Raw genomic sequence first — 13,689 nt, 5'->3', positions numbered from 1 at the left:
TAAGATTAGGCTAAATAAAAATAAGATTATCAGTTGGTTATTAAAGATAATTCTTATTAGTTTTAATAAAATAAAAAGTAAGGCAGATACCACTTTGAGAAAAATATTACACTATACCGCGGTTGTGTTGGGTTTGTTTTTTATTACGTTAAATGTGCAAGCTCAAGCGCCGGAAAATTTTACAAAAGCGAAAGAGATAGCAAAAGAACGTATTTATTATGATCAAAATCAAAACTCACAAGGGACTCTTTATTGTGGCTGTGATTGGAAATGGGTAGGTAAATCGGGGGGACGTGTTGATTTAGCCAGTTGTGGTTATAAAGTTAGAACTCAACAAACAAGAGCGGAACGTATTGAGTGGGAGCATATTGTTCCTGCATGGGTTTTTGGTCATCAACGCCAATGTTGGCAAAATGGTGGCCGAGCTAATTGTGTGAAAAACGATCCTGTATTTGGCAAAATTGAAGCAGATTTACACAATTTAGCCCCATCTATTGGTGAAGTTAATGGTGATCGTAGCAATTTTAGTTTTGGGCAATTACCTGCACAAGCACCTTACCAATATGGTCAATGCCGTAGCCGTGTTGACTTTGCTTCACGTACCTTTGAACCGCGTAATGAAGTTAAAGGACAAGTAGCAAGGGTTTATTTCTACTTACATGATCGCTATAACCTCTCGATGTCACGCCAGCAACAACAGTTATTAATGGCTTGGGATAATGCTTATCCACCAACAGCATGGGAAAAAGAGCGTGATAGCCGTATTGCTCGTATTGTTGGATATCACAATCCCTTTGTGACAGGTGAAATGAAATGGCAATTAGGACATAAAAACAGTGGTGCGGGATTATCTGCAACAAATAGTACGCCAGTCACTAAAGCTAAAACTGAAACACCTAAACAAGCCAATGCATCACAATCTGAAGCTATTAAAGGTAATGTAAATAGCAAGATCTACCATTTTGCGCATTGCTCAGGTTATAAAACAATGTCAGATAAAAATGCGGTTTTGTTTAAAACAGAGAGTGATGCCATTAAGGCAGGTTACCGTTTAGCTAATAACTGTAAACAGCCTTAATCGTAATTATTTAGATTACATCCAACGACGAACGTGGCGACAATATTGTTGCCACGCTTGTGGAAATAATTCACTTAAGATTTTCTCTTCACGTACTATCGTATAGCGATCAGTAATAAAGTAAAACGCAATTGCCGCGCCCAAAAATCCCCAATTACCAAAAATAAAAAATAGCCCGATACTAATATCTAAGAAACCGAGATACATAGGATTGCGACTTATTTTATAAGGACCATTTGTTACTAATTGTCGTGGTGTGTGATTGGGATTAGGCGATGTTTTTTGTTTAATAAAAAATGAGAGGCAATAAAAAAGCCAGATCCCAGAAGTGGTAATGGTGAGTAAACCAAGGTAAAAAAAGAAGCCCCTTTTGAGAGAGCCAGAATGAAGTTCAAAGCCAATAAATGGAATTAGGTTAAGTAGTAACCAATAAATAAAAGGTAATCGCAAGAAATTCATTTATTCCCCCAAAAATAACACTTATTGTTATTTTTATGTTAAGTTCATCTCATTATAAATCATCTCAGTATTGAAAATATTTTTCTTTTGTCATTATACTGTCATAAAGCTTCGTTAATTTTCACTCTAACTCCATGATGGGGAATATGAATGATAGAAGCAATGGAAATATCTCGTTACTCACAGAAAACCGGCAACAACCGTTCATTGATGTTTAATGTTCAGGATTGTGACCGGTTTTTTTGTTTTCTGCGACTAAACAGAGTCTGAAGGGGACTCATCGGTAAGTGAATGGAATACAAACAGAGATGTCGATGACTTTTTGAAGACTAACAAGGGTAAATACCACTATGAGTAGACAAAAAGCAGCAACACGTTTACGCCGAGAAAATAAACGCACCTCACGTAAAGAACAACGTAATGGGGCGCATCGAGATAATGTTATGGTTTTACCGGGATTTGGGGATATCAATACTATTGGTATGGCGAGAGAAAAACGTGATGAACGTGTGTTATCTCCTCGCAATGAAGTACAACGCCAATATATGAATGCAATTAAACATCAAGATCTTATTTTTGCTACAGGGGAAGCGGGCTGTGGTAAAACCTTTCTCAGTACTGCAATGGCAGCCGATGCTTTAATTAACAAAGAAATAGAACGTATCATTGTTACTCGACCTGTGTTGCAGGCGGATGAAGATCTCGGTTTCTTACCTGGTGATATTGCTGAAAAGTTTGCACCTTATTTTCGTCCTGTCTACGACGTATTAGTTAAACGTTTAGGCGCTTCATTTTTACAATATTGTTTACGACCTGAAATCGGTAAAGTCGAAATTGCACCTTTCGCTTATATGCGAGGTCGTACTTTCGAAAATGCATTTGTTATTTTAGACGAAGCGCAGAATGTTACTGTCAATCAAATGAAATTATTTCTCACCAGAATGGGGGAAAATGTCACCGTTGTGGTTAATGGAGATATTACACAGTGTGATTTACCTGCAAATGTACCGTCTGGATTAGCGGATGGTTTGATTCGATTTAAGGCTAATAATCGAGTGGGTGTGATTAAATTTATGCAAGAAGATTGTGTACGCTCTACATTATGTCAGCATGTATTAGCAGCTTATAACGATTAAATAGGATCTAAGATCTCTATGTAAAATAAACAGGCCACATATTAATGTGGTCTTTATCTTTATTGATTTTTATTTTTAAAATTAAGTTTTCTGTGAGTTTATTTCTATTTGTTTTTTATTTTTATTAGCTTTGGAATATTTAATTCAAATAAATAATTCCAAAATAAATCAGCTCATTTATAGACACTCCTTTTTTGATTGGTTATTAATAGATTAATTGTTATTGTTTTTTTATTTATGATTTTCTAATTATATGGTAATGCTAAATATTAATACATTTATATATTAACTAAATATAACCATAAATTTAATTTGACTTAAGTCACAGATTTAAAAAAGCGGATAAATTCATTTGTTGGTTTTTTAAATTATGACTAATATCAAATTGACTAGGGTCTCCTTTCATCACCTTTAGTTAATGATGGCAATAATAGAAGCTTATTTTTGCTAATTAAATATTTGTCTATTCTTGGGGTTATATATGCTTAAAAATAAACTCCCACTGTCATTATTATCAGTGGCTATATTGTCGACGTCGGCATTTGCTGCAACCAACAGCGCTGGTGGAATAATCTCTTTCTCTGGTGCTATTAGTGATACCACCTGTACAATTAATGGAGGAAACAGTGCGGACTTTTCTATTTTATTAGATCCTATTACCGTAACAGATGCTGGAACAACGGCGAGTACTGTTATTGCCAAAAACCAAAAAGAGTTTGCTTTGACATTCTCTGATTGCGCTCCTGCATCTACGCCAAGTGGAAGTAATTTAAAGATACATTTCTCATCTGCAAATACGATTTCCACCAGTGGATTATATTTAGTCAATGATACCGTGAATGAAAATGATCCATTAGTGGCAAAGAATGTTGGCTTTAGTTTATCAACACCTGCGGCACCAACAGTTGCTATACCATTGAACGCAACTTTTGATACAGGTATTAAAGGCGATAAAACCGCCCCTGATTCAGATACTCTACGTTTAATTGCCAGTTACTATAAAACAAACGCGACAGCCGCTAAAACAGGGCCAGTACACTCTAACGTTATCTATACTGTTTCTTATTTATAATATAAAAAAACCAGACTCAATATTGGGTCTGGTTTTTTAGGATGTTTATAATGAAAAAGTTAATCGTTTTTTTAATGGCATTGATATTACCAACGAGTGTATTTGCTAATATTATTATTAATGGTACACGGGTTATTTATTATGAAGGAACAGATAGTGTTAATCTTCAATTAACCAACAATGGTGATTTAGCTTCACTCGTGCAAAGTTGGATTGATGATGGCGATATAAACTCTACGCCTGAAGATGCAAACTCTCCTTTTTATTTATATCCACCAATTGTAAAAATAGCAGGTAGACAAGGTCAGACATTAAGAATAAAAAATTCCAATGAAAAATCATCAGGAAATGTTGAACAAGTATACTATTTAAATATTCTCGATATCCCAGAAAATGCCGAAGCATTAAAAGGAAAAAGCTATTTGCAATTAGCAATGAAAACACGAATTAAAGTTTTCTATCGTCCAAAAGATTTAACTGATAAACCAGAAATTGTTAATGAGAAAATAACTTATCAATTAAATGGTGATAAAGTTTTAGTTAAAAATAACTCACAGTATCATTTCACGATAGCCTCTATTTCTACACAAGAGACACCCCGTATTACGCTTGTCGATTCTGAAATGATCCCACCGTTATCTTCTCGTGAGTTACCTTTAATTAATAAATTAAAAAGCAATTCCGCTGTTGTTATTTATGTTGATGATTTTGGTGTTTATAAATCACAGAATATTAAACTCTAATAGAGATAACATCGTGAATAATTCAAAATACCTCTCAGTTCTTATCTTTTTAGGAATGCAAAATTATACTCAAAATCTGTATGCAGAGGGATTTGATACATCTTTACTAGTAGGGAAATCAAAGAATGGCGATATTTCACGATTTTATATTGATGATAAAATACCAGAAGGAAAGCAACTTGTTGATGTCTATGTTAATCAGGCATGGAAAGGGCAATTTGAAGTCAATGTGTTAGGAAATAATGCAGGGATTAGTTTTGAATCGGATGATGTAAATAAGTTAGGTTTAAACTTGTCTTTGTCGGCAAAGCAAAAAATAGCACAGCAAAAAACAATTTTATCTAATGAACTGGCGACGGGGGTTGCTTCAACATTAGATATTAATAGATTAAGACTAGATATCACAGCACCTCAGATTTCTGTCAAACAATCAGAAGTAGGATATGTTGATCCTAGCTATTGGGAACAAGGTATTTCTGCACTGATTTTATCTTATAATTTAAATTACTATAACTATAAAGAGAAAAAAGGAAATAAGAGTAATAACGAGAGTTTTTTTGCCAATATTAATTCAGGTATTAATTTAGGCACATGGCAATTTCGAGATGAATCAAACTATTCCTATTACTCTCATGGTAAAAGTCAATGGAAAAACAATACCCGTTATATTTATAAAGCATTAAGTCAAATAACTGCGGGATTAACGATAGGTGATTTTTATACGCCAGCCGCACTTTTTACTAGTATTTCATTTAGAGGCGCTTCATTGGCGACTGAAATGGGAATGCTACCTAATTCAAGTCAAGGATTTGCGCCTATTATTCGTGGCGTTGCACAAACAAACGCATTAGTTAGTGTTTATCAAAATGAAAACTTAGTTTTTCAAGAAAATGTGCCCCCTGGTGAATTTTCTTTTCGTGATATTCAGCCAACAGCTGGTGGTGGTGATCTGTTAGTGGTGGTTCAAGAAGCGGATGGCAGAAGAGAGTCATTTACTGTGCCATTTTCAGCCGTTCCCGATATGCTAAAAGAAGGTGTATATCGCTATAACGTGATGGTAGGGGAGTCACGTATTAATAATACCGATTATCGACCTAAATTTGCCCAAGGTGAATTCCATTATGGTGTTAATAACCTTGTTACGCTTTATGCAGGGGGAATTGCCAGCGAAGACTATTATTCGGCATTGATTGGTAGTGGTTGGAATTTCAAATTTGGGGCGATTTCCGCAGATATCACTCATGCAAGTGCAGATCTGCAAACAGGCAAAAAAACAGGGCAAAGTTTTCGTCTTGCATATAGTAAATATATGGATGCCACACTAACTAATTTAACACTGGCGGCTTACCGTTACTCTACCCGTGATTATTATAGCTTTGTGGACTCGATTTACTCTCATGATAATTACCAAGCTTGGAAAGATTATCAAAATGATCTTGCTAAACAGCAGGGAAATAATAATGCCGCTTCGGATTTAGATCTCACAACCTTTGATGCACTACGCGGCTCTAGAGCAAAAAATACGTTTACCATAAATCTTAATCAATATTTAGGTGGGCAGCGTGGTGTTATTTTCCTTTCAGGAACGCATCGAAATTATTGGAATACTGATGAGACTAATCGAGAGTATCAACTAGGTTATTCAAATAACTATAAAGATATTGCTTATAATCTTTCGGTATCGAAATTAAGAAATTACGATAATAAAGAAGAAACTCGTTATTATTTAAACGTCAGTGTGCCAATTTCATTTTTTGATAAAAGAGCAAATATTAATACTTCGGTTTATGTCACTGATTCACACTATCAGCAATCTACATTAAGTATGAGTGGAACAGCAGGTAAAGATGACTTGGTTAATTATACCTTAACAGGCTCTAACCAAACGGGTGGAAATAATTTAGTCGGTGCTAATGTGAGCTATCGCCATCCTTATAGCACTTTATCTGCCTCTTATACTGAAGCAAATAATTATCGCCAAGGTGGGGTGGGAACCCGAGGGACTATAGTTGCTATTCCTAGCCATATTGCGTTTTCTGGGGATACAGGGAAAACTTATACCATTATTGAAGCGCCTATGGCGAATAATATGATGGTCAATGGGAATAAAGCGACATTAACCAATAATCAAGGTGTTGTTTTAGTCGCGAATACGATCCCTTATCGAACGAATACCTATACATTAACAAATACAGAATATCCATCGAATGCAGAAGTTTTAGGAAATATAACGCATGTTACGCCTTATTTAGGTGCTGTTAATCACCTCACATTAACCACGGATCAGCGTAAAACGTTCATTATCAGAGCTTCTTTAGAAAATGATGAAAGCTTACCTTTTGGTACTGAAGTTTTAAATAATAAGAAACAGAGTATCGGTTATGTTGGGCAATCGAGTGTACTTTATTTAAAAAGTGATGCGTTACCTTCTTCTGTCTCGATTAAATTAAATGAAGCAGGAAAAACAGAGTGTGTGATTAATCATTTAGTTAATTCGATGGATAAAAATAGTAATATCTGTCGATAAAGGAAAGTCTTATGAAATCATCTGCCTTTATATTTTTAATGCTATTAGGAACAATAAGCCAGCAGGCAATTGCTAACTGTAAACCCACTAGCACTATTACTGCACCCAACATTAATTTTGATTTATCTGCAGATTTAAATAGTCTTTCAACAACGACCACAAAACCGAGTAGAACAACATTTCCGGGCACATTTACATGCACAGCAAGAGGAATATTATTTCCTAATACAGTGGGTATCGCTTCACCTTTTAATGATGGACGGACGGGGACAATTGGTTTTAATGGTGGTAAGCAGTTTGTCTCTATTACGTTAACGTCATTAGAAAAAGATAATGTAACGAATATTCAAGCGGGAACACATCCTGCTTCAGATTTAGATACTAACTTTACATTGAAATTTACGTTATTAAGTAGCAAACCCTCAAGTAATTACACAGAAGTTAGTGGTAGTACAGCAATTGTTTCACCAGTTATTTTAGCCTCTGATGCATCAAGTTTGGGGCTTGTTCAATGGTTATTGAATATTGTCACTAAATTAATTCAATTTTTATTAACGTGGCAGTGGCCGGTTGATCAAAACGATATTTTCTTACAGCCAATGCAAATTACATATAATCCTGTGATGACAACATGTAATTTTTCTAATGCAGGTTTAATTGTTTCATTGCCGTTAATTAGCGTAAAAGATGCAAAAACGGTAGATAAAGCAGGATATACCCCTTTTACATTAAACTTTACTTGCCAAGACTTTTTGAGCGGTTCAAAAGCATCACGTAACATTAATATGTTTTTATCAAGCCAGAATTTATTGGCAACGGACAAAACTATATTAACCAACACAACAGCACAAGGTGCAGGTGGTGTCGGATTCCGTGTAGTAAAAAGTGATAACACTGCAAGCCCGCTTATTTTATCTGACAATATTAATACACAAGGTAGTGCGACTAGTATTTTTAGTGTTAATCAAGGTGGCAGCATATCCTCTGCATTTTCGATAAATATGGGTGCTTATTATTACCCTTATAATATTAATTCAGTCACTCAAGGAAAAATGACAAGTACAGCAACACTTGTGATGTCTTACGATTAATAAGCCATAAAAAATGGAAGCGAAAATGAAAGGTGTTTTAATTTTATTATTCATGTTAATAACACATTTTACTTATGCAAGTGTGGTACTTGAGCGCACTCGTTTAATATTTCCTACCGACAACTCAATAATATTGTTACAAGTTTTTAATCAAAGTGAGCAGTCAACATTAATACAAAGTTGGGTGGATGAAGGAAATGTTGCTTCCACACCAGAAACAACAACGGCACCCTTTATTGTTATTCCACCTATGGCGAAAATGACTGCAAATGGTGGGTTACAATTAAAAATACAACAATTAGAAAATAGGTTACCTAAAGATAGAGAATCTGTTTTTTATTTAAATGTATTAGATATAGCACCTAAACCAGAAAATAAAGAAAACTTCAGTACGTTGCAATTAGCATTGCAAACACGAATCAAACTTTTTTATCGTCCAGCGCAACTTAAGTTAACGACAGAGGACGTTTTTAAACAAATAGAAATAACTCATCATGGAGAATATTTAGCAATAAATAACCCTACAGCTTATTACTTTACAATTTCAAAGATGTATTTTGATGATAAAGAAGCACTATTAACAAATGCTATTATGGTGGCTCCTTTTGCAAAACAGCACATTCAATATCAAAAGCAAACTGATATGAACCAAGTAATTACGGTTATCTATATCGATGATGATGGAAATTATCAGCAAGATAAGAAGAATATACATTAATTATATTTGTACAATAAAAAAGGCCGCATATTATTAATGAAATTAATATGCAGCCTGTACAGCCAACACTTAGTTTTTAATTTATTGCTTAGCTTACGTCTTCGTTATCCATAACATGGTGACGCTCAGCGTGATAGCCTTCTTCGTCATAACCAAAACGCCAATAAGGAATGGCATAAATCAAGCTACGATCGTAACCATTATCACGGCGTATATGACGTCTTAATGCACGAATAATTTTGTCTTCACCTGCGATCCAAAATGCGACATCTTCAGCAGGTAATTCCCACGACATAAATTCATTAATTAAGTTTTGAGTTTGTTCTTCAACAGAACCAATTAACCAGATTATCTCTAAGCCACTAGGACGTTTAATTTCTTGACGATGCGTTTCGTCTTCTACTCGTATAACGACTTTCCCTTGAACATTAGGCTGCATGGTTTCAATTAAAGCCATTAAAGCAGGTAATGAACTTGGATCTGCTGCCATATAGTAATGTGACGCTGGTGCTAATAAAGGATCAGGGCCACCGGGATTAGTGATCCCAATATAGTCGCCTTGTTTAGCATTTAGCGCAAAATGAATAGCAGGGCCTTCATCGTCATGTACTGCAAATTCAATATCTAACTCTTTTTGTTCAGGGCGAATAGCACGAACACTATAAGTACGTACAATCGATCTTGGTTCGCCTTCAGGCCATTTAGGACCTTTTTCAGAAAAGCCCGGTACTGTTGGTTTAACTTGGCCTTCTAAAGGTAAGAATATTTTTAAATGCGCCCCGGCAGTATCTGCTGGATAAGTATCTAAATCATCACTCGTAAAGGTGATACAACGCATTCCCGGTGTAACATCAGTAATACGCTTTACTTGAACTAGGCGAGGAGGCGCTGGTTTATAAATATTTTTTTCTTGAGGTGTTTTTTGGTTACTCACGTTTTTTTACCTGACTCATTTAATTGTTTTATCGACGTAGATATTATCATTTTCAATTAATAATGATAGTCATTATCAACATTAACGTTGGTTTAGTAAAGGAATGCGTATTTTTTACTTATATAATGTGATTAAGTTCAAATTAACAATAAAGAAAAAACTTAAAAATCAATGCAATAAGCTTAATGTAATAACTCTAGATCATTAATCAAAAAAGTCAGAGGCAAATAAAATACTAAATTACAATATGGAATGAGATGAAGAGGTATATTTTTAAAAGAAGGCGTGTTTTTAGATGGTTGTAAAAAAAGGTAGGAAAATCAATTAATACAGTGAGTAAACTTAATAGTAGGTATACTCACTGTATTGTTATATTAATTCAGCACGAGATTAAGCTTTAGGATCTGGGCCAAATCTGTTGTCACCTCTAGTACCTTCAAGGCACATAAAGACAAAAACAATTAATCCACCAACAGCAGGAATAAATGCAAGTAAGAACATCCAACCTGATTTATCTTGATCGTGGAAACGACGAATAGTCACTGCAAGACTAGGTATGATAATTGCTAAAGAATAAATACCTATAATAATACCTGCAATTGAACCTAGTGAACTCATTTCACCTGTATTCATATCTACTGATGAAATTAAAATAGCGTATAAAACAGCAATAATAATGGTATTTACTAGAGTAAACATCCAATATTCTTTTCTACGAGCACGGCCTGAAAAGTTAGCGTAATTATTTTTAATGACTTCCAAATACCAATTCATGACTTCATCCTTAATTTAGTAGCAACAATACGTAAGCCTAGTGTAAGAGATCTTTCTTAGCAATTAAGATAAATCTAAATTATCAAAACATGTATTTTGAACAGACATCAGCCATATCCACACTTTTAATAGCGTGTGTCTTTATAGAATAATACAGATATGGATCTTCTAGGCGGCGATATCATAATTACTTTGGAAGCCTAATTCAACATTCATTCTATCTTATTTCTAGAGAAGATGGCTTTTTATAGGATTATTTATATTTTTATTTATCGTAATACATACATAAAAAAGATTTTATCTCTTATTGTTAATCAAAAATGATGTATTTAAAATGATTTTATCAAGGAGTTTGATTTAAATTTAGTTAATCATGGAAAAGTAAAAATATTTGCTTTTGTATTTTCTTTTTATAACAAAATATTTAGATCAACTTAGCTGTTAAAAGAGCATTCTAATAAGAATCGGTTAAGTTTTAATGCGATTAAACGGTAATCCACTGTCTTAAATAAAGATAAAAGGGCTGAAGATAACTCCAGCCCTTTCTTTACTTTTATTTTATAGCTTACCGTATTTGGCGCTAGTTAATTATATTGCTGTATGTACTTTGCCTTTACTTGACTTTCATTCCGGCTAACGTCATTAAAAAACGGAAGAGGGAAGACACGGCGAATAAGGCTAAAACACTACAAAACCAAATAGTAATCAACCATCCCCATTTTTTTAATAATGAGGGCTTACTTTGTATTTGTGGATCAGTGATAACCTTCTTCATAATTTGTTTTTCCTCTAAAGACGTAATAACTCCAGAATGTGTAAACGAGAATAATTGGAATAATAAACAGTGCGCCAACTAGCATAAACCCTTGGCTTTCTGGTGGTGCAGAGGCTTCTACAAAACTAATTGCCGGTGGAATAATGTTAGGCCAAATGCTAATTCCTAATCCTGCAAAACCTAAGAAAATTAACGCCAGCGCACCAAAGAAAGGAAGGTAATGCCCTTGTTTTTTCACTGAGCGTAAAATTAACCAAGTGCTGTACAACACCAAAAGAGGAACTGGTAAAAAGAAGAACAGGTTTGGTAATGTGAACCAACGTTCAGCAATTGCAGGTTGTGCTAATGGTGTCCATGCACTGACGACTGCAATAACGGCAAGCATAATGAGTGTAAGAGGTTTAGCGACCTTATATAGACTCTGTTGTAAATGACCTTCGGTTTTCATAATCAGCCAGCCACATCCTAATAATGAATAGGCGATAACTAATCCAAATCCACAAAAGAGTGCGAAAGGAGATAACCAGTCAAAATAGCTACCCGCAAAGGCGCGATTAACAACCGGCAAGCCTTGAACAACGCTACCCACGACAACACCTTGCATAAAGGTGGCTAAGATAGAGCCAAAGATAAATGCTTTATCCCAAAAACCTTTGTGACTGGCATCGGCTTTAAAACGAAATTCAAAAGCAACGCCACGGAAAATTAATGCGACAAGCATTAATGTTAACGGCATTGCCAAAGCATCAAGAATAACCGAGTAAGCTAATGGGAAGGCACCAAATAATGCGGCGCCACCTAGGACTAACCATGTTTCGTTACCATCCCATACAGGGGCAACAGTATTCATCATTAAGTCACGATCTTGGTCACTTTTAATAAATGGATAAAGCATACCGATACCAAGATCGAAACCATCCATGACAATATACATTAGCGTACTAAATACGATAATGACGAACCAAATAACTGGTAAATCAATTCCCATGATGAACCTCCGGTGTACCTTTACGGATCAGTTTTAACATATAGGCATATCCAACACCGAATACAGAGCCATAAACAACTAAGAAGATCAGCAGGCTTATACTCATATGCATTTCACCATGTGCAGAGACGGCATCTCGTGTTCGCTGTATGCCATAAACAACCCAAGGTTGACGTCCTACTTCTGTTGTAAACCAACCGGCAAGAATAGCGATAAGACCTGAAGGTGCCATTAAAAAAGTTAAGCGTAAGAAAGCCTTAGATTCATAAAGTTTCTTTTTATATCGCAGCCAAGTTCCCCATACACCCACTAAAATCATTAACATACCGAGACCAACCATAACGCGGAAAGACCAGAAAACGATAAGTGAGTTCGGTCGGTCTTCTTTAGGAAACTCTTTTAATGCTGGAATTTGTTTTTCTAAGCTGTGAGTTAAGATCATGCTGCCAAGATAAGGAATTTCTAACTTATATTTCGTTTCTTCAGCATCCATATCAGGCACACCGAAGAGAATTAACGGTGTTGCTTCTCCTGGTTCGTTTTCCCAGTGACCTTCAATTGCGGCAATTTTAGCGGGTTGATGTTTTAAGGTATTTAAACCATGGACATCGCCAATGAGTGCTTGAATTGGTGCTAAAATTAAAATCATCCATAAAGACATTGAAAGCATCTTTTTCATTGCAGATGTTTTATGACCTTTGAGCAGATGCCATGAAGCAGATGCAGCAATAAAGAAGGCTGAAGCAAGGAAAGCGGCAACACCCATATGAGCAAGGCGATAAGGGAATGATGGGTTAAAAATAACGGCTATCCAATCTACGGGAACGACTTGGTTATTTATAATTTCAAATCCTTGTGGTGTTTGCATCCAGCTATTTGAAGCCAAGATCCAAAACGTAGACATTAATGTACCTAATGCCACCATACAGGTTGCGAAAAAGTGAAGTTTTTCACCTACTTTATTCCAGCCAAACAGCATCACACCTAAAAAACCCGCTTCTAAAAAGAATGCGGTAAGTACTTCATAAGTGAGTAGCGGACCTGTAATAGAGCCAGCAAAATCAGAGAAAAAGCTCCAGTTGGTTCCAAATTGATATGCCATGACCAAACCAGAGACAACGCCCATAGCAAAGTTAACAGCGAATATTTTTGACCAAAAATGGAATAACGCTAAATAATCCTTATTGCGAGTTTTTAACCATAAACCTTCCAATACTGCTAAGAAGCTAGCCAGTCCGATAGTAATTGCGGGGAAGATAATATGAAAAGAAACTGTGAACGCAAACTGGATACGCGCCAAGTCAAAGGCACTTAACCCAAGCATAAAAAACCTCGTTTTATTGATATAAACATGTAAATTGCAGGTAAATCGTGTGGATTAGTAGACCATATGA

Annotated in this window: 13 protein-coding genes; 7 read left to right on the top strand and 6 right to left on the bottom strand. The window is 35.4% G+C overall.

All coding sequences use genetic code 11. The features are described from left to right. Positions 1-94 precede the first annotated feature (94 nt). Positions 95-1,078: an endonuclease gene (locus BTA34_RS08725; RefSeq protein ID WP_151435312.1), complete on the top strand. Its 984-nt coding sequence runs from the start codon at positions 95-97 to the stop codon at positions 1,076-1,078. A gap of 15 nt (positions 1,079-1,093) precedes the next feature. Here the strand turns inward: BTA34_RS08725 and BTA34_RS08720 are convergent, their stop codons facing one another. Continuing rightward, on the bottom strand, positions 1,094-1,537 hold the full coding sequence (locus tag BTA34_RS08720) for a methyltransferase family protein (RefSeq protein ID WP_151435311.1): 444 nt from the start codon (positions 1,535-1,537) through the stop codon (positions 1,094-1,096). 350 nt (positions 1,538-1,887) lie between these two features. On the opposite strand from BTA34_RS08720, the gene phoH reads away from it, so the two are divergent. The 6 genes from phoH (at position 1,888) to BTA34_RS08690 (ending at position 8,824) form a co-directional block, all read left to right on the top strand. Next, positions 1,888-2,673 carry a phosphate starvation-inducible protein PhoH gene (gene phoH, locus BTA34_RS08715; protein ID WP_151435310.1) on the top strand — a complete coding sequence of 262 codons (786 nt, stop codon included), beginning with the start codon at positions 1,888-1,890 and terminating at the stop codon, positions 2,671-2,673. A 481-nt stretch (positions 2,674-3,154) separates the two neighbouring features. Next, the gene (locus tag BTA34_RS08710; RefSeq protein ID WP_151435309.1) at positions 3,155-3,745 is read left to right on the top strand and encodes a fimbrial protein; all 591 of its coding nucleotides are present in this window, start codon (positions 3,155-3,157) and stop codon (positions 3,743-3,745) included. A gap of 50 nt (positions 3,746-3,795) precedes the next feature. Then, a complete protein-coding gene (locus tag BTA34_RS08705; RefSeq protein WP_151435308.1) occupies positions 3,796-4,488 on the top strand; it encodes a molecular chaperone in 693 nt (230 codons plus the stop codon). Between the two features lie 13 nt (positions 4,489-4,501). Then, positions 4,502-7,015, top strand: coding sequence for a fimbria/pilus outer membrane usher protein (locus BTA34_RS08700; protein WP_322618354.1), 2,514 nt, complete (start codon positions 4,502-4,504; stop codon positions 7,013-7,015). An 11-nt stretch (positions 7,016-7,026) separates the two neighbouring features. Continuing rightward, positions 7,027-8,106 carry a fimbrial protein gene (locus tag BTA34_RS08695; protein WP_151435307.1) on the top strand — a complete coding sequence of 360 codons (1,080 nt, stop codon included), beginning with the start codon at positions 7,027-7,029 and terminating at the stop codon, positions 8,104-8,106. A gap of 25 nt (positions 8,107-8,131) precedes the next feature. Then, positions 8,132-8,824 (top strand): molecular chaperone, encoded by a 693-nt coding sequence (locus BTA34_RS08690; RefSeq protein ID WP_265576309.1) that lies wholly within the window; start codon positions 8,132-8,134, stop codon positions 8,822-8,824. Between the two features lie 88 nt (positions 8,825-8,912). Here the strand turns inward: BTA34_RS08690 and BTA34_RS08685 are convergent, their stop codons facing one another. The 5 genes from BTA34_RS08685 to BTA34_RS08665 all read right to left on the bottom strand — a co-directional run bounded on the left by BTA34_RS08685 (position 8,913) and on the right by BTA34_RS08665 (position 13,619). Further along, positions 8,913-9,758 carry a siderophore-interacting protein gene (locus BTA34_RS08685; RefSeq protein ID WP_151435305.1) on the bottom strand — a complete coding sequence of 282 codons (846 nt, stop codon included), beginning with the start codon at positions 9,756-9,758 and terminating at the stop codon, positions 8,913-8,915. 390 nt (positions 9,759-10,148) lie between these two features. Further along, positions 10,149-10,532, bottom strand: coding sequence for a DUF805 domain-containing protein (locus tag BTA34_RS08680; protein ID WP_151435304.1), 384 nt, complete (start codon positions 10,530-10,532; stop codon positions 10,149-10,151). A gap of 613 nt (positions 10,533-11,145) precedes the next feature. Next, complete coding sequence (locus BTA34_RS08675) at positions 11,146-11,307, bottom strand: DUF2474 domain-containing protein (protein WP_109372179.1); 162 nt, start codon at positions 11,305-11,307, stop codon at positions 11,146-11,148. Next, positions 11,288-12,295 (bottom strand): cytochrome d ubiquinol oxidase subunit II, encoded by a 1,008-nt coding sequence (gene cydB / locus BTA34_RS08670; protein ID WP_151435303.1) that lies wholly within the window; start codon positions 12,293-12,295, stop codon positions 11,288-11,290. Before cydB ends, BTA34_RS08675 begins: the two co-directional genes overlap by 20 nt. Next, positions 12,285-13,619 (bottom strand): cytochrome ubiquinol oxidase subunit I, encoded by a 1,335-nt coding sequence (locus tag BTA34_RS08665; protein ID WP_151435302.1) that lies wholly within the window; start codon positions 13,617-13,619, stop codon positions 12,285-12,287. The genes cydB and BTA34_RS08665 overlap by 11 nt, the downstream gene beginning before the upstream one ends. Positions 13,620-13,689: the final 70 nt, after the last annotated feature.

The sequence above is a fragment of the Proteus sp. CD3 genome, from assembly GCF_008808075.1.
GTDB classification, from domain to species: Bacteria; Pseudomonadota; Gammaproteobacteria; order Enterobacterales; family Enterobacteriaceae; genus Proteus; species Proteus appendicitidis.
Note: the sequence above shows the minus strand (reverse complement) of the source record. Positions and strands in the feature narration are given on the sequence as shown.

Excerpts from the sequence above, each read along its gene's own strand:
- BTA34_RS08720 (WP_151435311.1), bottom strand. The coding sequence starts at position 1,537 with ATGAATTTCTTGCGATTACCTTTTATTTATTGGTTACTACTTAACCTA.
- phoH (WP_151435310.1), top strand. The coding sequence starts at position 1,888 with ATGAGTAGACAAAAAGCAGCAACACGTTTACGCCGAGAAAATAAACGC.
- BTA34_RS08710 (WP_151435309.1), top strand. The coding sequence starts at position 3,155 with ATGCTTAAAAATAAACTCCCACTGTCATTATTATCAGTGGCTATATTG.
- BTA34_RS08705 (WP_151435308.1), top strand. The coding sequence starts at position 3,796 with ATGAAAAAGTTAATCGTTTTTTTAATGGCATTGATATTACCAACGAGT.
- BTA34_RS08695 (WP_151435307.1), top strand. The coding sequence starts at position 7,027 with ATGAAATCATCTGCCTTTATATTTTTAATGCTATTAGGAACAATAAGC.
- BTA34_RS08690 (WP_265576309.1), top strand. The coding sequence starts at position 8,132 with ATGAAAGGTGTTTTAATTTTATTATTCATGTTAATAACACATTTTACT.
- BTA34_RS08680 (WP_151435304.1), bottom strand. The coding sequence starts at position 10,532 with ATGAATTGGTATTTGGAAGTCATTAAAAATAATTACGCTAACTTTTCA.
- BTA34_RS08675 (WP_109372179.1), bottom strand. The coding sequence starts at position 11,307 with ATGAAGAAGGTTATCACTGATCCACAAATACAAAGTAAGCCCTCATTA.
- cydB (WP_151435303.1), bottom strand. The coding sequence starts at position 12,295 with ATGGGAATTGATTTACCAGTTATTTGGTTCGTCATTATCGTATTTAGT.
- BTA34_RS08665 (WP_151435302.1), bottom strand. The coding sequence starts at position 13,619 with ATGCTTGGGTTAAGTGCCTTTGACTTGGCGCGTATCCAGTTTGCGTTC.